Origin of the sequence: Aeromonas sp. 9A (genome assembly GCF_963900955.1) — a bacterium.
Classification (GTDB): Bacteria; Pseudomonadota; Gammaproteobacteria; order Enterobacterales; family Aeromonadaceae; genus Aeromonas; species Aeromonas salmonicida.
The window spans coordinates 3,909,812-3,931,769 of sequence record NZ_CAWRFG010000001.1; the positions used below are offsets into that span (position 1 = coordinate 3,909,812).

General features: G+C 57.0%; 21 protein-coding genes and 2 tRNA genes. 4 read left to right on the top strand and 19 right to left on the bottom strand.

Annotated elements, in window-relative coordinates; genetic code table 11:
* The first annotated feature begins 7 nt into the window (after positions 1-7).
* The gene (locus AACX78_RS18035; protein WP_096118667.1) at positions 8-361 is read left to right on the top strand and encodes a DsrE/DsrF/TusD sulfur relay family protein; all 354 of its coding nucleotides are present in this window, start codon (positions 8-10) and stop codon (positions 359-361) included.
* Between the two features lie 139 nt (positions 362-500).
* Positions 501-1,583 (top strand): protoglobin domain-containing protein, encoded by a 1,083-nt coding sequence (locus AACX78_RS18040; protein WP_058393766.1) that lies wholly within the window; start codon positions 501-503, stop codon positions 1,581-1,583.
* On the opposite strand, the gene AACX78_RS18045 is transcribed toward AACX78_RS18040, so the two are convergent.
* The 16 genes from AACX78_RS18045 to rlmE form a co-directional block, all read right to left on the bottom strand.
* Positions 1,580-2,890 carry an MFS transporter gene (locus tag AACX78_RS18045; RefSeq protein ID WP_339389593.1) on the bottom strand — a complete coding sequence of 437 codons (1,311 nt, stop codon included), beginning with the start codon at positions 2,888-2,890 and terminating at the stop codon, positions 1,580-1,582. The genes AACX78_RS18040 and AACX78_RS18045 overlap by 4 nt on opposite strands.
* Before the next feature lie 41 nt (positions 2,891-2,931).
* A complete protein-coding gene (pnp, locus tag AACX78_RS18050) occupies positions 2,932-5,073 on the bottom strand; it encodes a polyribonucleotide nucleotidyltransferase (RefSeq protein ID WP_059111423.1) in 2,142 nt (713 codons plus the stop codon).
* A gap of 167 nt (positions 5,074-5,240) precedes the next feature.
* Entirely contained in the window at positions 5,241-5,510 is a 270-nt protein-coding gene (gene rpsO, locus AACX78_RS18055; protein ID WP_005317514.1) for a 30S ribosomal protein S15, read from the bottom strand.
* 144 nt (positions 5,511-5,654) lie between these two features.
* The gene (truB, locus tag AACX78_RS18060; protein WP_005317516.1) at positions 5,655-6,614 is read right to left on the bottom strand and encodes a tRNA pseudouridine(55) synthase TruB; all 960 of its coding nucleotides are present in this window, start codon (positions 6,612-6,614) and stop codon (positions 5,655-5,657) included.
* A 1-nt stretch (position 6,615) separates the two neighbouring features.
* Positions 6,616-7,050, bottom strand: coding sequence for a 30S ribosome-binding factor RbfA (gene rbfA / locus AACX78_RS18065; RefSeq protein ID WP_005317518.1), 435 nt, complete (start codon positions 7,048-7,050; stop codon positions 6,616-6,618).
* A 55-nt stretch (positions 7,051-7,105) separates the two neighbouring features.
* Entirely contained in the window at positions 7,106-9,802 is a 2,697-nt protein-coding gene (infB, locus tag AACX78_RS18070; RefSeq protein ID WP_159167024.1) for a translation initiation factor IF-2, read from the bottom strand.
* A gap of 20 nt (positions 9,803-9,822) precedes the next feature.
* Positions 9,823-11,325: a transcription termination factor NusA gene (gene nusA, locus AACX78_RS18075; protein WP_005317524.1), complete on the bottom strand. Its 1,503-nt coding sequence runs from the start codon at positions 11,323-11,325 to the stop codon at positions 9,823-9,825.
* Between the two features lie 14 nt (positions 11,326-11,339).
* A complete protein-coding gene (gene rimP / locus AACX78_RS18080; protein ID WP_005317527.1) occupies positions 11,340-11,798 on the bottom strand; it encodes a ribosome maturation factor RimP in 459 nt (152 codons plus the stop codon).
* A 166-nt stretch (positions 11,799-11,964) separates the two neighbouring features.
* Positions 11,965-12,041 (bottom strand) — tRNA-Met (locus AACX78_RS18085).
* Positions 12,042-12,133: 92 nt separating this feature from the next.
* Positions 12,134-12,218, bottom strand: a tRNA-Leu gene (locus AACX78_RS18090).
* Positions 12,219-12,227: 9 nt separating this feature from the next.
* Positions 12,228-12,554: a preprotein translocase subunit SecG gene (gene secG / locus AACX78_RS18095; RefSeq protein ID WP_021138145.1), complete on the bottom strand. Its 327-nt coding sequence runs from the start codon at positions 12,552-12,554 to the stop codon at positions 12,228-12,230.
* On the bottom strand, positions 12,555-13,319 hold the full coding sequence (tpiA, locus tag AACX78_RS18100; protein WP_159167025.1) for a triose-phosphate isomerase: 765 nt from the start codon (positions 13,317-13,319) through the stop codon (positions 12,555-12,557). It abuts the gene before it with no gap.
* 131 nt (positions 13,320-13,450) lie between these two features.
* Positions 13,451-14,785: a phosphoglucosamine mutase gene (glmM, locus tag AACX78_RS18105; protein WP_005317535.1), complete on the bottom strand. Its 1,335-nt coding sequence runs from the start codon at positions 14,783-14,785 to the stop codon at positions 13,451-13,453.
* 17 nt (positions 14,786-14,802) lie between these two features.
* Positions 14,803-15,648: a dihydropteroate synthase gene (gene folP, locus AACX78_RS18110; RefSeq protein ID WP_113719970.1), complete on the bottom strand. Its 846-nt coding sequence runs from the start codon at positions 15,646-15,648 to the stop codon at positions 14,803-14,805.
* Positions 15,649-15,710: 62 nt separating this feature from the next.
* On the bottom strand, positions 15,711-17,660 hold the full coding sequence (gene ftsH / locus AACX78_RS18115) for an ATP-dependent zinc metalloprotease FtsH (RefSeq protein ID WP_159167026.1): 1,950 nt from the start codon (positions 17,658-17,660) through the stop codon (positions 15,711-15,713).
* Positions 17,661-17,705: 45 nt separating this feature from the next.
* A complete protein-coding gene (gene rlmE / locus AACX78_RS18120; protein WP_005317545.1) occupies positions 17,706-18,335 on the bottom strand; it encodes a 23S rRNA (uridine(2552)-2'-O)-methyltransferase RlmE in 630 nt (209 codons plus the stop codon).
* Between the two features lie 97 nt (positions 18,336-18,432).
* Between rlmE and yhbY the strand changes: the two genes are divergently transcribed.
* Together yhbY and AACX78_RS18130 are read left to right on the top strand one after the other, a co-directional pair.
* A complete protein-coding gene (yhbY, locus tag AACX78_RS18125) occupies positions 18,433-18,729 on the top strand; it encodes a ribosome assembly RNA-binding protein YhbY (protein ID WP_005298134.1) in 297 nt (98 codons plus the stop codon).
* 104 nt (positions 18,730-18,833) lie between these two features.
* Positions 18,834-19,427 carry a PilZ domain-containing protein gene (locus AACX78_RS18130; RefSeq protein WP_159167027.1) on the top strand — a complete coding sequence of 198 codons (594 nt, stop codon included), beginning with the start codon at positions 18,834-18,836 and terminating at the stop codon, positions 19,425-19,427.
* Positions 19,428-19,474: 47 nt separating this feature from the next.
* On the opposite strand, the gene greA is transcribed toward AACX78_RS18130, so the two are convergent.
* The 3 genes from greA to pomA all read right to left on the bottom strand — a co-directional run bounded on the left by greA (position 19,475) and on the right by pomA (position 21,775).
* Positions 19,475-19,951: a transcription elongation factor GreA gene (gene greA / locus AACX78_RS18135; RefSeq protein WP_005317553.1), complete on the bottom strand. Its 477-nt coding sequence runs from the start codon at positions 19,949-19,951 to the stop codon at positions 19,475-19,477.
* Positions 19,952-20,090: 139 nt separating this feature from the next.
* A complete protein-coding gene (locus AACX78_RS18140; RefSeq protein WP_159167028.1) occupies positions 20,091-21,008 on the bottom strand; it encodes a flagellar motor protein MotB in 918 nt (305 codons plus the stop codon).
* Between the two features lie 8 nt (positions 21,009-21,016).
* Positions 21,017-21,775 (bottom strand): flagellar motor protein PomA, encoded by a 759-nt coding sequence (pomA, locus tag AACX78_RS18145; RefSeq protein WP_159167029.1) that lies wholly within the window; start codon positions 21,773-21,775, stop codon positions 21,017-21,019.
* Positions 21,776-21,958: the final 183 nt, after the last annotated feature.

The window sequence follows — 21,958 nt, forward strand, 5'->3', positions numbered from 1 at the left end:
GTCTCTTATGAATCAACATATTGTCATCATTGCCAACGGCGCCCCCTATGGCAGCGAGTCCCTGTTCAATACCCTGCGTCTGGCTATTGCCCTGGGCGAGCAGGGTGGCGCCAGCCTGCAGCTGTTCCTGATGTCCGACGCTGTCAGTGCCGCCCTGGCGGGGCAAGCCCCGGCCGAGGGTTACAACCTGCGCCAGATGCTGGAGATACTGCTGGCACAGGGCACCGCCATCCGTTTGTGCAAGACCTGCACCGATGCCCGCGGCATCACGGCGCTGCCCCTCATTGAGGGGATCGAGATTGGTACCCTGCCACTGCTGGCCCAATGGACACTGGCAGCCGACAAGGTGCTGACCTTCTAGCCAGCTCACAGCCTCAGAGGCGCAAGTCTTGATCAGCGGGGAGCCTGCGCCATTTGAAAACCATTACCCTGTTTTTACTGTCTACACTGTCAATTAGATAACGATGTGCGCCCCCCTCATATTCGTTCAGGGAACTACCATGAATCCAACCGAACAGACCCTGCTGGAACAGATGCGGATCACCGAGTTTGAGATCGCCCATCGCAAGGAGCTGCTGCTGCTGGACGAGGACGACTTCACCCGGCTCGCCAGCTATCGCGCCAAGATAGAACCTCATATTGATATGTTGGTCGACAAGTTTTATATACTGCAGACCGGGATCACCGAGATTGCCCTGCTGATCGGCGATGCCGATACGCTGACAAGACTCAGAGCGGCTCAGCGCCGTTACATACTCGATCTGTTCAGCGGCCTGTATGACCTGGAGTACGTCAACAACCGGCTGCGGATCGGGCTGGTACACAAGCGGATCGGGGTGGAACCCAAGCTCTATCTGGCGGCCATCAACACCCTCAAGGGTCTGCTCATCGAGGATATCTTCCTCCAGATAGCCCATGAGCCCGAGCGCATCGCCATGCTGACCGCCCTCGACAAACTGTTTCTGTTCGACATTACCCTGGTATTCGAAACTTACATCCGCAGCCTGGTCTCGGAGATAGAGTCATCCAAGGAGAAGTCGGAGATCTATGCCAAAGCGCTGGAGGAGAAGGTCAGGGAGCGTACCCAGCAACTGGAGGAGATGAGCCGCACCGATGCCCTCACCGGCCTGCTCAGCGTGCGCCACCTGCAGGAGAACCTGACCCGCACCCTGCGCACCTGCCAGCGCAGGGCCGAGCCAGTGGTCATTGCCTACCTCGACATCGACGACTTCAAACAGATCAACGACACCCAGGGGCACCAGCGGGGAGACGAGATACTGCGCATAGTGGGCGCGTCCATCCGCAAGGTGTCACGGGCCGAGGACTGCTGCTTTCGTTACGGCGGAGACGAGTTCTGTCTGATCCTGCCCAACTGCAGCGAGGATCAGGCCAGAGACGTCTATCTGCAACGGCTGACCCACACACTGGCAGAGCAGATAGGTGATGTGACCCTCAGCATCGGCCTGGTGCAGACAGGGCCATTGCAGTTCGACGAGGGCAACAGCCTGATCCGGCTGGCCGACGAGCGCATGTATGCCGCCAAGAAGGCGCTGAAAGAGGTGAATCCGAAAGAGACCCACTAGCCTTGGTGGGCACAGGATTTCGCCGCCTCGGGGCGCGGGATCCGGGCCCCCCATTCGTACAACAGAAAAGTCAGCACGCAGAGCAGCGTCATCAGTATGTAGAGCCACTGGCCATTCCACTGCTCGATAATCCAGCCTCCCAGCACGGCGCCAATGGCCCCACCCAGCCCGGCCAGCGCACCGGCGCCGAAATAGCTCCCCTTGAGATGAGGGGGCGACATCTGGTCGATCAGCACGTTGAGCAGCGGAAACAGAATGGTCTCCCCCACGCTCAGCAACAGCACGGCCCCGATCCAGTGTGACCACTGCTGGGGATCCCCCAGCGCAAACAGCACCTGAGCCCCCAGAAACAACATGATGCCGACCTGCAGCCGCACCTTGTGCGGCCAGCGGGCGAGCAGATGCAGCAGGGGGAATTGCAGCACAACCACGGTCAGTGCATTGGTGGTCACCAGGATGGCGACCAGTTTCGCCACCTCTGGGGTTTCTGCCCGAGTCAGGTATTGCACCAGCGGCGAGTGAAACTGGGAGTAGACCAGCACCATCAGCAGATTGGCCATCACCAGCAACAGAAAACCCAAATCCAGCCACAGCACCTTGATGGCGGCGCGCAGACCCAGGCCGTCGCTGCGCTGCTCGCCCTCAATCAGCTGGCGAAAACCCCAGACGAAGGCGGCTCCCAGCAGCAGATAGCTGCCGGAGAGCAGCAAAAAAGTGTGCTGCTGGGCACTGATCCCCAGCGTCACCCCAAGCAGGGGCCCGATCGCCGCCCCCAGGTTGAGCAAGAAGTAACGCAGGTGGAGTGCCAGCTCGCGGGCCTTGGCAAAGATGAGGCTGTCGGCCATCAGCGCCTTGCCGGGCGCATCGATCAAGCCGGAAGAGAGGCCGCTGCCAAGCACCCCGACCCCTAACCAGAATACAGAGTGGGCAAATCCCAACAGGCCGTAGCAGAGCAGCGCGACCAGACAACCGGCCAGCAAGATGTTGCGCCGCCCCAGCTTGTCCGACAGCCAGCCACCATAGAAACTGACCAGAGTCGAGATCGCAGCAGTCGCCCCCAGCATGGCACCGATACTGGTGGCCGAAAGGGCATACTCCCGATAGAGCAAGATGGAGAGAAACGGCCAGACCATGTAATAGCTGGTGCGCACCATGAAGGTACCCAGGATCACTGTCCAGACCAGAGGGGAAAACTGCCTGAGGAGGGCCCACGACATCATACTGCTCCTTGTTGCCCGTCGTGCGGGGAGCTCTCCGTTGTAACAGAGGGTCTCATAGGAAACAAGCGTGGCGGACAGCGGACACAAAAAAGCCGACCCTGAGGTCGGCTCTTCACAGTGCAGCAGCCTTATTCGGCAGCCGGCTCTTCGACAGCGGCTACGTCAGCAGCAGGAGCAACGGCTTCGGTCGGTGCATTCGCTTCCTTGATGGAGAGACGCACACGGCCTTGACGGTCCACTTCCAGTACCTTTACCTTCACCACGTCACCGAGCTTCAGGAAGTCGGCCACGTTCTGCACGCGGGCGTCGGTGATCTGGGAGATGTGTACCAGACCGTCTTTACCCGGCAGGATATTGACGAAGGCGCCGAAATCGGCCAGACGCACAACCTTGCCTTCATAGATGCGGTTCACTTCGATCTCGGCAGTGATGGCTTCGATACGACGGATCGCTTCCATGGCCGCTTCGTTGGCCACGGCGGAGATGCGGACGGTACCGTCATCATCCAGCTCGATGTTGGTGCCAGTCTCTTCGGTCAGCGCACGGATCACGGAGCCACCCTTGCCGATCACGTCCTTGATCTTCTCGGGATTGATCTTGATGGTATGGATACGCGGGGCGAAATCGGAAATCTCGGCACGCGGCGCCTGGATGGCTTCGTCCATCACTTTCAGGATGTGCAGGCGAGCACCACGGGCTTGCTTGAGGGCAATCTCCATGATCTCTTTGGTGATGCCTTCGATCTTGATGTCCATCTGCAGCGCAGTGATACCTTGAGTAGTACCGGCCACTTTGAAGTCCATGTCGCCCAGGTGATCTTCGTCACCCAGGATGTCGGACAGCACGACGAAACCTTCTTCTTCCTTCACCAGACCCATGGCGATACCGGCAACGGAGGCCTTGATCGGCACACCCGCATCCATCAGCGCCAGGGAGGAACCACAAACGGACGCCATGGAGGAGGAGCCGTTGGATTCGGTGATTTCAGACACCACGCGCACCACGTACGGGAATTCGGCGGCGCTCGGCATCACGGCAGCAACGCCGCGCTTGGCCAGACGACCGTGACCGATTTCACGACGCTTGGGGCTACCCATCATGCCGGTTTCACCGACGCAATACGGCGGGAAGTTGTAGTGCAGCATGAAGCGGTCGGCGCGGTGGCCAGCCAGCTCGTCGATGTTCTGGGCGTCACGCTCGGTACCCAGGGTCGCAACGACGATGGCCTGAGTCTCACCACGGGTGAACAGGGCAGAACCGTGAGCACGGGGCAGAATGCCGGTACCGACGGAGAGGGCACGGATCATTTCCGGATCGCGACCATCGATGCGCGGCTCGCCACGTACGACGCGACCACGGACGATGCGGCTTTCCAGGCTGTGGAACTCTTCGCCAATCTTCTTGGCATCGTCTTCCACGCCGGCGGCGATCACTTGCTCGATCACGCGCTGCTTGATGGCGCTGATGGCGGCGTAACGCACGGCCTTCTCGGTGATGCGGTAGGCTTCACCCAGTTCAGCTGTAGCCAGCTCGGCAATCTTGGCCTTGAGGGCTTCGTTGGTCGCAGGCGGGGTCCAATCCCATGGCTGGGTACCCACATCGGCGGCGAATTCGTTGATGGCGTTGATCACGACTTGCATCTGCTCGTGGCCATACACAACGGCGCCCAGCATCACCTCTTCAGAGAGGATGGCCGCTTCGGATTCCACCATCAGCACGGCGTTGGCGGTACCGGCAACCACCAGATCCAGATCGCTCTGGGGCAGTTCGGCGGTAGTCGGGTTCAGCACATACTGACCGTTCATGTAACCCACGCGAGCAGCCGCAATCGGGCCACCAAACGGGATGCCGGAGATGGCCAGTGCAGCAGAGGCACCGATCATGGCAACGATGTCCGGGGAAACCAGCGGGTTCACGGACATAACGGTGGCAACCACCTGAACCTCATTGAGGAAGCCTTCCGGGAACAGCGGACGAATAGGACGGTCGATCAGGCGGGAGGTGAGGGTTTCGCCTTCGCTCGGACGGCCTTCGCGACGGAAGAAACCACCCGGGATACGACCAGCAGCATAGGTACGCTCCTGGTAGTTGACGGTCAGCGGGAAGAAATCGCGACCGTGATCGGCCTCTTTCTTGCCTACTACGGTCACAAATACGCAGGTATCGTCCATGCTGACCATAACGGCCGCAGTGGCTTGACGGGCCATCACACCGGTTTCCAGAGTGACGGTGTGTTGACCGTACTGGAATGACTTTACAATAGGATTCACGTGAATTTCCTTTTTACAATTTGGCTCTTTAAATTCGCGTGCAAGTATACTTGATTCGAACCAAAAGGTAAGCAGTGACACACATTCTGTGAGGATGGCAACAGCCTGACGGACAATAAAAAAGGGGAACCCTGAGGTTCCCCTTTTTCGCGAAATCTGATGGTCGATTAACGACGCAGACCCAGCTTGGCGATCAGAGCAGCATAACGCTGAACATCTTTACGCTTCAGGTAGTCCAGCAGCTTGCGACGCTGGGAAACCATGCGCAGCAGACCACGACGACCGTGGTGATCTTTAGCGTGCTCTTTGAAGTGACCTTGCAGATGGTTGATCTGGGCAGTCAGCAGGGCAACCTGCACTTCGGGGGAGCCAGTGTCGTTGGCGCAACGAGCGTTGTCAGCAACGATGGAAGCTTTGATCTCAGCATTTAGAGACATGGTATTACTCCAGTAGAGTGTTTAAAGGTTCACAGCCAATCTCTAATTCAGCCGTGAAATGAGGGCGGTATCATAATCGTCCCCGTCACTTTTCGCAACGAGAAAGAGGCGCAGCGGGAAAGACGCCCTGATACCGCCTGAGGATCACTCCTCGTCGTGTTCATCGTGGTAGCGAACCAGACGCTTGGGGGCAACCCGCCCTTCATCGTCGATCTCGCCCACACCGATGAACTCACGCTCCGGGCCCACCGTCATGCGAACCTGGCCGCTTTGCGGCGCGCCAGCTACCTGCACGGCTTGACCCTGGTTCACATAGGCGGCGACTGCCGCCAGCATGTTCACCTCGGGCAGTGCGGCCACGGCGGTATCCATCGGCAGCAACAAGGGGTCGAGCTGCTCCCGTGGCGGGATACTCTCTGCCTTGGCCTGTTCGAAGATGCACTCGAGCTGTTCCAGGGTCAGCATCCGCTCATAGGGATACGTGGCCACCTGGGTACGGCGCAGCTGGGTAACGTGTGCGCCACAGCCCAGCACTTCACCCAGGTCGTCCACCAGGGAGCGAATGTAGGTGCCTTTGCTGCAGTGCACTTCCAGCTTGACCTCATCCCCTTCAAAGCTGATGAGCTTGAGCTCGAACACTGTGATGGGGCGTGCTTCCCGCTCGATCTCTATGCCTTCACGGGCATATTCATAGAGCGGGCGACCGTTGTGCTTGAGGGCAGAGTACATGGACGGCACCTGCATGATGGGGCCGCGGAACTGGTCCAGCGACTCGATCAGGGTACCCAGGGCCACGTTCACCGGACGGGTGGAAACCACCTCGCCGTCGGAGTCGCTGGTGTTGGTGCGCTCGCCCAGCTTGGCGGTCACCTCATAGCGCTTGTCCGCCTCCAGCAGATACTGGGAGAACTTGGTGGCCTCGCCGAGGCAGATCGGCAGCATACCGGTCGCCAGCGGATCCAGAGCGCCGGTGTGACCGGCCTTGGCGGCGTTGTAGATACGCTTGACCTTCTGCAACACATCGTTGGAGGTCAGACCGGTCGGCTTGTCCAGCAGCAGGATGCCGTGTACGTCACGACCCTTGAAACGGCGTCTACGAGACATCTCAGGCTTTATCCTCAGTTGTATCATCCGGTGCGGCTTCGTCTTCTTCACGGCCGGCTTCGGCCATGCGACGCTTGTCGTCACGCACTGTGTTGGACACCAGGTTGGAGATGCGCATCCCCTCGACCAGGGTCTGGTCGTAGTAGAAGCGCAGCTCGGGCACCACCCGCAGGCGCATGGCGCTGCCGAGCAGGCTGCGGATGTAGCCGGCCGCTTCGGTCAGGCCCTTGAGCCCTTCCGCGATGCGCTCGGCATCGATATCCAGCTGCAAGAAGGTGACATAAACCTTGGCATAGTTGAGGTCCTTGGACACTTCCACGTCCGAGACGGTTACCATGCCGATGCGCGGGTCCTTGACCTCACGCTGCAAGATCAGCGCGATTTCGCGCTGGATCTGCTGGCCGACCCTGTTGGTCCGGCTGAATTCTCTGGCCATATTCTATCCTGCGATAAAAGGGGGCCGCAGCCCCCTATTTTGTCTAACTGTCGGCTTACAGAGTCCGTTGAATTTCAATGGTCTCGTAAACTTCGATCTGGTCGCCTTCGCGTACGTCGTTGTAGTTCTTGACCGCGATACCACACTCGTAACCGTTGCGGACTTCGTTGACGTCATCCTTGAAGCGGCGCAGGGATTCCAGCTCGCCTTCATAGATAACCACGTTGTCACGCAGAACACGGATACGGTTGGAACGCTTGACCACACCTTCGGTAACCATACAGCCGGCAACGGCGCCGAACTTCGGTGACTTGAAGACGCTACGCACTTCAGCCAGACCGATGATTTCCTGACGATACTCAGGAGCCAGCTTGCCGCTCATGGCCTGCTTCACTTCGTCGATCAAATCATAGATGACGGAGTAATAACGCAGATCCAGGCTCTCGGATTCGATGACCTTGCGCGCAGAAGCGTCGGCACGGACGTTGAAGCCCACCAGGATGGCGCTGGAAGCCGCAGCCAGAGTGGCGTCGGTTTCGGTGATGCCACCAACACCCGAGCCCACGATCTTGACTTTGACTTCGTCGGTAGAGAGCTGGACCAGCGCATCGCAAATGGCTTGCACCGAACCCTGTACGTCAGCCTTGATCACCACGTTCACTTCGGACACTTCGCCCTCGGTCATGTTGGCGAACATGTTTTCCAGCTTGGCCTTCTGCTGGCGAGCCAGCTTGACGTCGCGGAACTTGCCCTGACGATAGAGCGCCACTTCACGGGCTTTCTTCTCGTCACGTACAACAGTGGCTTCGTCACCGGCAGACGGCACCCCGGACAGACCCAGGATTTCCACCGGCAGGGACGGACCCGCTTCCTTGATCTCGCGACCCAGTTCGTCACGCATGGCACGAATACGACCGTATTCCAGACCACACAGTACGATGTCGCCCTGGCGCAGAGTACCTTCTTGTACCAGCACGGTGGCAACCGGACCACGACCTTTGTCCAGGAAGGATTCAATCACGACGCCGCTGGCCATGCCATCGACTACCGCTTTCAGTTCCAGCACTTCGGACTGGATCAGGATGGCTTCCAGCAGGTCGTCGATACCTTCGCCAGACTTGGCAGAGACATGAACGAACTGGCTGTCGCCACCCCAGTCTTCTGACATGACGTTATAACGGGCCAGCTCGGTCTTGACGCGATCCGGATCCGCTTCAGGCTTGTCGATCTTGTTGACCGCAACCACGATGGGTACTTCAGCCGCCTTGGCGTGCTGGATGGCTTCGATGGTCTGCGGCATGACGCCGTCATCGGCAGCAACAACCAGAACGACGATATCGGTCGACTTGGCACCACGAGCACGCATGGAGGTAAACGCAGCGTGACCCGGAGTATCCAGGAAGGTGATCATGCCACTGTCGGTTTCGACGTGGTAAGCACCGATGTGCTGGGTAATACCACCGGCTTCGCTAGCAGCAACCTTGGCTTTACGGATGTAGTCGAGCAGCGAGGTCTTGCCGTGGTCGACGTGGCCCATGATGGTCACGACAGGGGCACGGGACTTGGCTTCGGAGGTCTCGTCACGATCGGACAGTACCGCCTCTTCCAGTTCGTTCTCACGGCGCAACACCACCTTGTGACCCATCTCTTCGGCGACCAGCTGGGCAGTCTCCTGATCGATCACCTGGTTGATGGTGGCCATGGCGCCCATCTTCATCATCGCCTTGATGACTTCAACACCCTTGACGGCCATCTTGTTGGCCAGTTCGGCTACAGTGATGGTTTCGCCGATGACAACGTCACGGTTAACCACAGCTGCGGGCTTGTTGAAGCCGTGCTTCATGGCGTTGGGCATGGCCATCTTGCCGCGCTTGCCTTTGCGGGCACGCGGGTTGCGGGAGTCGCGATCGTCTTCACGACGACCGGCCTTTTTCGGGGCCTTGACCGCTGCAGCAGCCGTGCGACGACTGGTCTCTTCCTTCCGGTCCAACTCGTCTTCTGCGGCTTGCGCATGCTTGTTGGTGGTCAGATGATAGTCACTGCTCTCTTTGGCGCGAGCAGCTTCTTCTTCAGCCCAGCGAGGGCCGTTCTGTTCCGCCATGAGACGAGCCTCTTCGGCTTTCTTGGCGGCGAGTTCTTCTGCTTTTTGCAAAGCTGTTTGTTCCTGTTGGCGCTTCAGTTCTTCTGCTTCGCGCTTGGCCATCTTTTCTGCCTCTTGCTGAGCTGTGCTACTGGCTGCTTTGGCGGGCTGTGGAGCCTGTCGAGCCTTTGATTGTGCCTCGATCCGCGCCTTTTCCTCAGCTTCACGACGAGCCTGCTCAGCCTCACGGCGAGCCTTCTCTTCAGCATCGAGACGAACCTTGTTCTCGGCCTCGCTACGAGCTTTTTCTTCTGCTTCCAAACGCGCTGTTTCCTCGGCTTCCGCCTGGCGCTGTTCATCTTCCAGCGCCGAGCGTTTTACATAGGTGCGAGTCTTGCGCACTTCAACCTGCACTTCCTTGTTCTTGCCGCCAGTCCCCTGAACACTGATGGTGCTCTTGGTCTTGCGCTGCAAAGTCATGCGGGCTGGTGCGGTGAGCTCGTCACCTCCATGCTGTTTTTTCAAGTGAGCCAGCAGAGTCTGTTTTTCAGACTCGCTGACGAGGTCGTCGGCCTTGCTCTTGCTGATACCGGCATCGACAAACTGCTGGAGAAGACGATCAACCGGCGTGTCGATGTCAGTGGCAAGTTGTTTGACTGATACTTCTGCCATTCATTTTCCTCCGTTTGATCTTATTCAGACTGCTCTTCTCCGAACCAACAGATATTGCGAGCAGCCATAATCAGCTCACCGGCTTTCTCAGCGGTCAGCTCTTCAATGTCGGCAAGGTCGTCGATACCTTGCTCTGCCAAATCTTCCAGGGTGCCGACACCACGCGCGGCCAGGGCATATGCCATGTCGCGACCGAGGCCAGCCAGATTGAGCAGGTCTTCGGAAGGCTCTACGCCATCCAAGGATTCTTCTTTGGCCAGGGCCTTGGTGGTCAGGACATCCTTGGCACGCTTGCGCAGCTCTTCCACCATGTCTTCGTCCAGACCGTCGATGGCCAGCAGCTCATTGACGGGTACGAAGGCGATCTCTTCCAGAGTCGAGAAGCCTTCTTCCATCAGCAGACCGGCGAAATCGTCGTCGATGTCCAGGGCGCTGGTGAACAGGGTCAGGATGCGATCGTTCTCGGCCTGGTGCTTGGAGCGCATGTCCTCGACGGTCATGACGTTCAGCTCCCAACCGGTCAGCTGGGAAGCCAGACGCACGTTCTGACCGTTGCGGCCGATGGCCTGGGCCAGGTTGGCGGCTTCCACGGCGATATCCATGGTGTGGTTGTCTTCATCCACTATGATGGAGGCCACATCGGCTGGCGCCATGGCATTGATCACGTATTGTGCGGGGTTGTCATCGTACAACACTATGTCGGCACGCTCACCGCTCAGCTCGGCAGAGACAGCTTGCACACGAGCACCACGCATGCCGATACAGGCACCGATCGGGTCGATACGACGATCGTTGGTCTTGACGGAGATCTTGGCGCGGGAGCCCGGGTCACGGGCGGCGCCCATGATTTCGATCATCTCTTCACCGATTTCCGGTACTTCGATGCGGAACAGCTCTTTCAGGAAGTCCGGGCTGGAGCGGCTGACGAACAGCTGGGAACCACGGGCTTCGGGACGCACGGCGTAGAGCAGACCACGAATACGGTCGCCCGGACGGAAGGTCTCGCGCGGCAGCATGTCGTCACGGAAGATAACGGCCTCGGCATTGCTGCCCAGATCCAGGATCACGTTGTCACGATTGCTCTTCTTGACCACACCGCTGATGATGGTGCCTTCCTTGTCCTTGAACTGGTCAACGACTTGGGAACGCTCGGCTTCGCGCACTTTCTGCACGATAACCTGCTTGGCGGTCTGGGTGGTGATACGGTCGAAGGTAACAGAGTCAATCTGATCTTCTACATAGTCACCGAGCTGGATCTCGGGCTGCTCGATCTGAGCGGCTTCGAGGGTGATTTCACCGTACGGGTTCTCCATTGCAGCCTGATCGGCCACAACAACCCAGCGACGATAGGTTTCGTAGTCACCGGTCTTGCGATCGATTTCAACCCGAACTTCAATCTCGCCTTCATATTTTTTCTTGGTCGCAGTCGCCAGCGCAGTCTCCAGAGCCTGGAAAATCTTCTCGCGGGGTACCGCCTTCTCGTTGGATACAGCGTCAACGACCAGCAAAATCTCTTTATTCATATCCGATAGCCTCGTTAACCAAAGTTCGGCACTATGTTCGCTTTTTGGATATTGGTGAAAGCCAACACGTCGTCCTTACCATCTACTGTCAGGGTGATCATGTCGCCTTGCACAGCTTTGATTACGCCTTTGAACTTGCGGCGGTTATTTGTTGCCATCCGCAGCTGCACTGCCGCCTCTTGGCCAACGTATTTTTCGAACTGGGCAACCTTGAACAGCGGACGATCCAGACCAGGGGAGGATACTTCCAGGAAGTATTCTTCTGTGATGGGATCTTCGACATCCATGATGGCGCCAACCTGGTGGCTGACTTCAGCACAGTTTTCGACAGTCACACCATTCTCGCCGTCGATAAAGACACGCAAAGTGGAGTGGTTACCCGCGCGGATAAACTCAATACCCCAAAGTTCAAAACCCAAGGCAACGACCGGAGCCTCGAGCAGATCGGTCAAACGTTGTTCCAACGTAGCCAAAGTCACCCTCCGAAAAACAAAAAAAGGGCATAAAGCCCAGATAGATATCGATTCAGAGTAAATCGCACATAACAAAAAGCCCCGATGTCAAATCGGGGCTTGGCGCTTTACCCTGATTGTCGCCTCGCAGCGACCGCCTTCCTGAGCGTAGGAAATGCGTGAAATTTGGTTGCGGGGGCCGGATTTGAACCGACGACCTTCGGGTTATGAGCCCGACGAGCTACCATGCTGCTCCACCCCGCGTCCGAAATCGTGCGAGATTATAGCCAGTTCATTCTCTTCATACAAGACTGAGTGACTATAATACACCCGGTTACCCGAGTTCACTGCTTAATTGGTGCCGTGGGCGGGACTCGAACCCGCACACCCTAGAGCACTACCCCCTCAAGATAGCGTGTCTACCAATTCCACCACCACGGCAAAACTCACTTATTGGGGAACGTCAGTATCTTTGTTTACTGGCGCTTTGGTCTGCTCAACCTGTTCGGTTTGTTGCAGATTTTCCCATTCACTACCCTGTTTGACCTTGTGGCTAGACATAGAGCCAAGCACCAAACTAATCAGAAAGAACAGAGTAGCCAAAACTGCTGTTGTTCGGGTCAGGAAACTGCCTGAACCACCGGAGCCGAATACGGTATTCGATGCCCCTGCGCCGAAGGAGGCGCCCATGTCAGCCCCTTTACCTTGCTGAATCATCACCAGACCAATCAGAGCCAGTGAAACCAGCAGATAAACGACTAAAAGAATTTCGTACATTTAACTTGCACCCTTTGCCGCTTCAACAATTCCTAAAAACGTCTTGTCATCGAGGCTTGCTCCACCAATCAGGCCGCCGTCAACGTCGGGCTGGGCAAACAAATCTCTCGCATTGGTCGGTGTCACGCTCCCACCATAGATGATTCTAACTTTCTCACCTATTACCGGAGTATCCTCCGCCAAGCGACCGCGTATAAAGGAATGAACCTCTTGTGCCTGCTCGGGTGTGGCGCATTTACCTGTACCTACAGCCCAAATCGGCTCGTAGGCGATGATAGCATTATCGAAAGCCATCGCGCCATTTTTCTCTATGACGATATCCAGCTCTTCAGCGATCACCTCGAAGGCTCTTCTCGCTTGCCTCGCTGCACCTGACTCCCCCAAACAGAGGATGGGGATCAAGCCTGCCGCTCTGGCTGCCGCAAACTTCTCTGCGACGATAAAGCTGGTCTCACCAAAGAGACGCCTGCGCTCGGAGTGCCCTACCAGTACGTAACGACACCCTGCCTCAACCAGCATCTCACACGAAACTTCACCCGTATAAGCGCCTTGTCGGTGCTGACTCACATTCTGAGCCCCCAACTTCATTACCTTTTGCTCGTTGAGCAGTGCGGCGGCGAAGTCGAGATGCACATGGGATGGACACAAGGCCACATCTACTTGCTCATCAATACCTTTCAGGCATTGGCCAGTAAACTGCTCTAACTGCGACCTACTGCCGTGTAACTTCCAGTTGGCTGCTACAAACGGCTTGCGATGTCCCATCGGCAACTCCCTTGCGAAAGCGGGGCTGATAATATCCAGAGGATTGTCAGCTGACAAGTGCTATTTTTGAATTTTCGAATCGTTTGAACAAGATACAACCAGGGCGGCTAAAAAGCCGCCCTTTTTGTTCATTAAAACGCCGATTCAACCTGTTGTGCAATGCGCTGGGCCATGTCGCGCACCTGTTGCTCATGTTCACCTTCCACCATGACCCGGATCAGGGGTTCGGTGCCGGATTTACGCAGCAATACGCGACCACGGCCGGCCAGCTCCTGTTCCACCTTGGCGACTTCCTGGTTGACGGCGTCAGCCGCCAGCGGATCCTTGCCCTCGGCGAAACGGACGTTCACCAGCACCTGCGGGAACTTGCTCATGCCGGAGCGCAGCTTGGCCAGCGGCATCTCGGCGGTGCAGATGGCCATCAGCACCTGCAGGGCGGCGACTATGCCATCCCCTGTCGTGGTCTGATCCAGGCAGATGATGTGACCTGAGTTTTCACCCCCGATACGCCAGCCTTTCTCATTCATCATCTCCAGCACGTAGCGGTCACCCACTTTGGCCCGGGCAAACGGGATCCCCAGGGTCTGCAACGCCAGCTCCAGGCCCATGTTGGCCATCAGAGTACCGACCACACCGCCTTTGAGGCGACCGTTGCGCAGGGCATCGCGGGCAATGATGTAAAGGATCTCGTCGCCGTCGATGATGTAACCGGTGTGATCAACCATGACCAGACGATCGCCGTCACCGTCGAAGGCCACGCCCAGGTCTGCCTTGCACTCCAGCACCTTGGCTGCCAGCGCGTCGGGAGCGGTAGAACCGACCCCGTCATTGATGTTGAGACCATCCGGGCTGCAGCCGATGGCAATCACCTCGGCGCCCAGCTCGCGGAAGACGGAGGGGGCTATGTGATAGGTTGCGCCATTGCCGCAGTCGACCACCATTTTCAACCCTTCCAGACTCAGATTGGAGGGGAAGGTGCTCTTGCAAAACTCGATATAGCGGCCAGCAGCATCCTCGATACGCACGGCTTTGCCCAAATCGGCGGACTCGACACACTTGATCTCGTGATCCAGCTCGGCCTCTATAGCCATTTCCACATCATCCGGCAACTTGGTACCGTCAGCGGAGAAGAACTTGATGCCGTTGTCATAGAAGGGATTGTGTGAGGCACTGATAACGATACCGGCCTCGGCACGGAAGGTGCGAGTCAGGTAGGCAACGGCCGGGGTGGGCATGGGACCCATCAGAATAGCCTTGAGGCCGGCAGCGGAGAGGCCAGCTTCCAGTGCTGATTCCAGCATGTAGCCAGAGATGCGGGTATCTTTGCCGATCAGCACCTTCTTGGTGCCCTTCTTGGAGAGCACCTTGCCTGCTGCCCAACCCAGCTTCATCACGAAATCAGGGGTGATCGGAAATTCGCCAACCTTGCCGCGGACACCATCGGTGCCGAAATACTTTCTTGCCATTATCTGTTCTCGTTTTTTTATTTGGATATGAAATCTTGTCCCGTCATTACCATCCAGCCGGCGCGCAGGGCATCCATGGTCTCTCGCACATCGTGCACCCGGATGATCCGGGCGCCATGTTGCATCCCGATCAGCGCGCAAGCCAGGCTGCCGGCCAACCGATCATCAACCGGTCGGCCAAGCAGGTTGCCTATCATAGACTTTCGCGACATGCCGACCAAGAGCGGAAGCTGGTAATCGAGCAACTTGCTCTGCTGTGCCAGTAGTTGATAGTTGTGTGCCAGCGTCTTGCCAAAGCCGTAGCCCGGGTCCAGCAACAGCTGCTGGCGCCGTATCCCGGCAGCCAGACAGGCGGCAATACGCTCATCGAAGAAAGCCCTCACCTCCCCCAGCAGGTCATCATAATGGGGTTCGGCCTGCATGGTTCTCGGTTGGCCTTGCATGTGCATCAGACACACAGGTACGTCAGCTTCTGCGGCAACCGCCAGGGCGCCGGGTTCAAGCAGCGCCCTGACATCATTGATGAGATGGGCTCCCGCCTTGCAACCTTCGCGCATCACGGCAGCCTTGGAGGTATCGAGGGATACCATCACATCCAGCTCGGCGACCAGCCGCTCGACCACGGGGATCACCCTGTCCAGCTCTTCCTGTTCGTTCACGTCAGGAGCGCCAGGACGGGTCGACTCGCCACCAATATCGATAAGTGTTGCTCCGTCAGAGACCATCTGACGCGCATGGGCCATCGCCCGTTCAATCTGATTGAAATGACCGCCATCGGAGAAGGAGTCTGGGGTGACATTGAGGATCCCCATGACATGGGGGCGTTCGAGGGAGAGGCTGAGCCCTTTGCTGATTAGCTGCATCTTCACTTCCGTTTGCATAAAGAAAAACCCCGGGACCAGCCCGGGGTTTGTATCATTACAGTTTATTTGGCCGGGAGATCATTGGCCTTGTCGATATCGACATCAGCCACCTGCTCGGCCTCGGTCACAGCCGGTTTGGCATCCTCTGCGACAGTGGCGCCACCTGACGGGGTATCGCTGTGCTCATCATGCCAGTTGCTCGGAGCACGCACCTCGCGACGGGCCATCAGATCATCGATCTGCTTGGCGTCGATGGTTTCGTACTTCATCAGGGCATCTTTCATGGTGTGCAGTACGTCCATGTTGTCCAGCAAGATCTGCTTGGAGCGGGCGTAGTTGCGATCGATAACCTGCTTGACCTCGGCATCGATGACCCTGGCAGTGTCATCGGACATGTGCTTGGCCTTGGCCATGCTGCGACCGAGGAACACTTCGCCGTCTTCTTCTGCATAGAGCATGGGGCCGAGACGCTCGGACATGCCCCACTGGGTCACCATCTTGCGGGCGATGTCGGTCGCACGCTCGATGTCATTGGACGCACCGGTCGAGACCTTCTCGGCACCGTATATCAGCTCTTCCGCCAGACGACCACCGTACAGGCTGGAGATCATGGACTCCAGGTGCTGCTTGGAGTGGCTCCAGCGATCCTGCTCGGGCAGGTACATGGTCACACCCAGCGCACGACCGCGCGGTATGATGGAAACCTTGTAGACAGGGTCATGATCCGGCACCAGACGACCTATGATGGCGTGACCCGCCTCATGGTAAGCCGTCATCTCCTTCTCGGACTCCTTCATCACCATGGAACGGCGTTCCGCCCCCATCATGATCTTGTCCTTCGCCTTCTCGAACTCGGCCATGGAAACCACACGGCGGCTCTCACGGGCAGAGAAGAGCGCAGCTTCGTTGACCAGGTTGGCGAGATCAGCACCGGAGAAACCCGGAGTACCACGTGCAATCACGGCTGCATTGACATCATCTGCCAATGGCACCTTGCGCATGTGTACTTTCAGGATCTGCTCGCGACCGCGCACATCCGGCAGACCGACCACAACCTGACGGTCGAAGCGACCCGGACGCAGCAAGGCTGGATCCAGTACGTCAGGACGGTTGGTGGCTGCGATGACGATGACGCCTTCATTGCCTTCAAAACCATCCATCTCGACCAGCATCTGGTTCAGGGTTTGCTCGCGCTCATCGTGACCACCGCCGAGACCGGCGCCACGCTGGCGACCGACCGCATCGATTTCATCGATGAAGATGATGCAGGGGGACGACTTCTTGGCTTGTTCAAACATGTCACGTACCCGGGAGGCACCGACACCCACAAACATTTCGACGAAATCAGAACCCGATATGGTGAAGAAAGGCACCTTGGCCTCGCCCGCTATGGCCTTGGCCAAAAGGGTCTTACCGGTACCGGGAGGACCTACCAACAGTACGCCGGTCGGGATCTTGCCACCCAGTTTTTGGAACTTGCTCGGGTCGCGCAGATAGTCGACCAGCTCTTTCACCTCATCTTTGGCTTCATCGCAGCCTGCGACGTCAGCAAAAGTGGTCTTGATCTGATCTTCGCTCATCAGGCGAGCCTTGCTCTTGCCAAACGACATGGCACCCTTGCCACCGCCGCCCTGCATCTGACGCATGAAGAAGACCCAGACACCGATCAGCAGCAGCATCGGGAACCAGGAGATGAAGATAGAGGTCAGCAAAGACGGCTCTTCCGGCTTCTCACCCATCACTTTGACATTGTGATTGAGCATGTCGTTGAGCAGCTGGGGATCCGGCGCCGGTATGATGGTGGTGAAACGTTCACCAGTGCGCTTGACGCCATTAATGACCTTGCCATCCATCCGCACTTCACGGATCTGCTCTTGGGTCACTTCTTTAACGAAGCTGGAATAGTCCAGCTGGCGACTGGTGGTATCGCTGGGGCTGAAGCTATTGAACACCGACATCAACACGACGGCGATGACCAGCCACAGGATTAGGTTTTTCGCCATGTCACTCAAATCAATGACCTCGCAGACTGACAGTTAACGATGAAGGTTAGGGTACTACAGTTTAAAACCGGTAGCCACAATGTAGACTTCTCGTGAACGAGCACGAGACGAGTCTGGTTTACGAATCTTGACAGCAGAGAAAAGCTTACGAATTTCATTGAGATAGGCATCGAACCCCTCTCCCTGGAATACCTTCACCACGAAGCTGCCATTAGTGCGTAACACTTGATTGCACATGTCGAGCGCGAGCTCGATCAAGTACATGGCGCGGGCCTGATCCACCTGTTGGGTGCCACTCATATTGGGCGCCATATCAGACATGACCACGTCCACTTTGTCCGGACCAACCCGGTCCAGCAAAGCGCCGAGTACAGTCTCCTCCCGAAAGTCCCCTTGCAGGAAATCGACACCGGCAATGGGATCCATCGGCAAAATATCACAGGCGATGACTCGCCCATTGTCACCCACCTGCTCAACGGCGAACTGGGACCAGCCACCTGGGGCTGCCCCCAGATCCACGACCGTCATGCCGGTGCGAAGCAATTTGTCCTTGCCCTGAATTTCATCAATTTTGAAAACAGCGCGGGAACGCAGCCCCAATTTCTGGGCTTTTTTGACGTATTGATCGTCGAAATGTTCTTTTAACCAGCGGGTTGAGCTGGGGGAACGTTTTTTCTGGGTCATGATTATCGACTTTAAAAAACCACAAGGGTTATTAGTATTAAGGGCTAAGTGGGGGTAGAATACGCCCCTTTCAACCCTGACTTATGAAGAAATTGCCATGATTCTCAACAATAAACAGAAACAGTACCTCAAGGGCCTTGCCCACAGTCTGAAGCCCGTTGTCCTCTTGGGTCAACATGGTCTGACCGAAGGTGTACTGGCCGAGATCGATCTGGCGCTGAACCACCACGAGCTGATCAAGGTTAAGGTTGCGTCTGAAGATCGTGAGATGAAACAACTGGTTATGGATGCAATTGTCCGTGAAACCGGCGCGGTCAAGGTACAGAGCATCGGCCACGTGCTGACCATCTACCGTCAGGCCAACGAGCCAAAAATCCAGCTGCCCCGCAAGTAACAGGAAAGAGCCTCGCTCTTTCCTTCATTTCTCTTCTTCCCAAGTCGCTTGCCAAAGTAGTCGCCAGGCCCTTAACCTGCGATGAATACTCCTGGATACCCGCTATGGATCACCATCAGATTCTCACCGAAGATGAACTGGCCATGCTACGGGACTTGGGGAGCGATCAGGAGATGGCCGCCGGACAATCCCTGAGCGGTTATCTCGCCACTCCCTTGCTCGGGCTGTTGCAACGCGCCGATCAGCTGGTACTCGAAGCCCGCTTTGCCGGGCATCAACTCCGATTTCCGCTGCGTTTCACGCAGGGAGACGATGGCTTTGTCGAACCACGCATCGCCGCTCCCGTCATCAAGGAGCTGGGCTACCCCCATCTGCGCGCCTGGCGCCTGGATGAAAAAGCCCGCTTCAAGATGGCCGAAACCGAATATCTGGTACACAGTCTGTCGCTGGATGGGCTTGTAGTGGAAGGCTTGCCGACCAGACTGACCGTCGGCACCACTCTCAGCGGTACCCTGCTCATTCATGAACTGGCCCCTCTCCCCCTCTGCGCCGAGCTGATCAGGCATATCCATCAGCGCAATGGCGTACAAGGCTGGGCACTCCACTTCCAGATGGCCAAGCCAGACCTGGAACGACTGCGAAGCTGGATGTTCCAGCGCCATCAGGATGCGTTCACCCAGGCTTACCAACCCCGCTAAATACAAACAGGGGAGCCGTGCTCCCCTGTTTCAGGCATCACCTCATATCAGAGGTAGGCGACGGCCAAGATCTCGTATTCCACATCGCCAGCCGGCGTCTTGACGATGACGACATCGTCCACTTCCTTGCCGATCAAGGCTCGGGCAATGGGCGAGTTCACGGAGATCATGTTCTGTTTGATGTCCGACTCGTCGTCACCCACGATACGGTAGACCACTTCTTCTTCCGTCTCGCTCTTGAGCAGAGTCACGGTTGCACCGAAGATGACGCGACCATTGTTGGCAATCTTGGTGACATCGATCACCTGGGCATTGGAGAGCTTGCTCTCAATTTCCTGAATGCGACCTTCACAGAAACCTTGCTGCTCACGGGCGGCATGGTATTCGGCGTTTTCTTTCAGATCGCCATGTTCACGGGCATCTGCAATCGCTTCGATTATCTGCGGACGAAGCTCGCTCTTCAGATAGTCGAGTTCTTCACGCAGCTTTTCCGCGCCGCGAACAGTCATCGGAGTATGATTCATAGTCGAAACCTGGGTTGCTTGAAAAAGAGAAGCTGCGGCAATCAAAGAGAGCCGCAGCTATCGGTTCGGATGGGGCATCTTAATATGAAGCCAGCACAAAATCCATGTCAGTCCCTGCGAGCGGGATCGCGCTTTGCACTCAATTCTGCTTGGGTTCAGAGACGCCAATCGGGGCCGACACTGTCGGTTTGCCCTGCATGATGGAGATCTCCACTCGCCGGTTCATACGCCGATTGTCCGGATTGGTGTTGGGCACCAGGGGCTGGGAATCGGCCATGCCTTGCACCACCAACCGTTTACCGTCAAAGCCAGGCACCTTGATCATCTGGTGAGCCACCGCCACCGCACGCTGGGATGAGAGATCCCAGTTCGATTGAAACAGCTCATTTTCGGTCGCTATGTTGTCGGTGTGGCCCGACACGGTTATCTCGCCTGGCACATCTTTCAACAAGCTGGCGACTTTGCGAATAACCGGCCAGAACTGGGGTTGCAAGAAAGCCGAACCGGCCGGGAAGGCTGCTTTCTCACGGATCCGGATGATAATCTGCTGACCAAGGGCTTCCACCTCGATGGCGCCATCTTGAATCTGGGCTTTCATCTGCTCGGCCAGCGCCTTCGCCAGTGCATTTGACTGCTCTTGCTGCTTCTGTGCTTCCTGCTGCTTTTGCGCCTCTTGCTGGGTATCGCCACCACTCAACTGCCCATCAGTCTTGTCATGCCCACCCGCCTGATCGGCGTCACCGGGCTGAAAATCAAGCTCCGTCTGGGTCATGTCGATAGTCTGTTGCATGATGGTGTCGATAGGGGTCGGCTCAGGGCGACCCGGCCTGAACTCCTGGGCGATGACGGAAGTTCCCTTGGGAATGTCTTTCACTTCCAGAATGCTCTGCACACCAAAAGCATTTCTCATAGAACCGGCGATCTGCTTGAACTTGAGTACATCCATCTCGGCAAAAGAGAGCAGCAGTACGAAGAAACACATCAGCAATGACATGAGATCGGCGAAGGTCCCCATGTATGCGGGGAGACCGGGAGGCGGACACTTGCATTTTGCCATGGCGAAGATTACTCCGTTGCCTGCTCACGCTTGGATTGATGCAGATAATTCTTGAGCAGGGACTCTATCACCCTGGGGTTCTGACCATCCTGGATCCCCATGATGGCATCGAGGATAAGCGAGCGACTGAGCCGTTCTTCCGAATTGCGCAAATCAAGCTTGTCCGCGATGGGAATGGCAAACATGTTGGCAAGGATGGCCCCATAAAGGGTGGTCAACAAGGCAACCGCCATGGCAGGCCCGATGGATTTGGGATCACTCATGTTGGAAAGCATGGCAACAAGCCCCACCAGAGTACCTATCATGCCCATGGCGGGGCCCAAGTCCCCCAGCGCCCGAAAGACCTTGGTGGCATTGGTGTGCCGCTCCTCGGTGAGGTCTATGTCTTTTTCCATCACAGATCTCACCACGTCCGCATCATGACCATCGACCAGCATGTCGATCCCCTTTTTCATGAAGGTATTGGGGATCTCGGCCGCTTCCAGTGCAAGAAAGCCCCCTTTGCGAGCCGCATCGGCCAGCTCGACGGACTTGAGGATCAGGTCATCGAGCTTGTCCCCCTTGTACATGAAGGCCTTGCCAGCGACCTTGAATGCCATAAAAAACTGGCCGATGTTGAACTTCATCATGCCAATAAAAATTGAGCCCATAAAAGTGATCAGAATGGAGGGAACATCCACAAACATGCCGACGCCACCGCCCAGCACCATGGCATAACCCACCACCCCAAAGCCGAGCACTATGCCTATCAGACTGCCTAGATCCACGTCCCTACTCCTGTCACCGGTTCTGATGTCTATGATAGTTTGTTGAATTTTCTGCTATTACGCACCAAGCGGCAAGGGCCGCCATATTTTTCCTTACCCACAAGATGGCTTATTATCGGCCACTTTTCCGAGAGTTTAAGCCGACTGTGCTTTTCTGCCTCCCCCCTGTGCGTCGTCGATGTT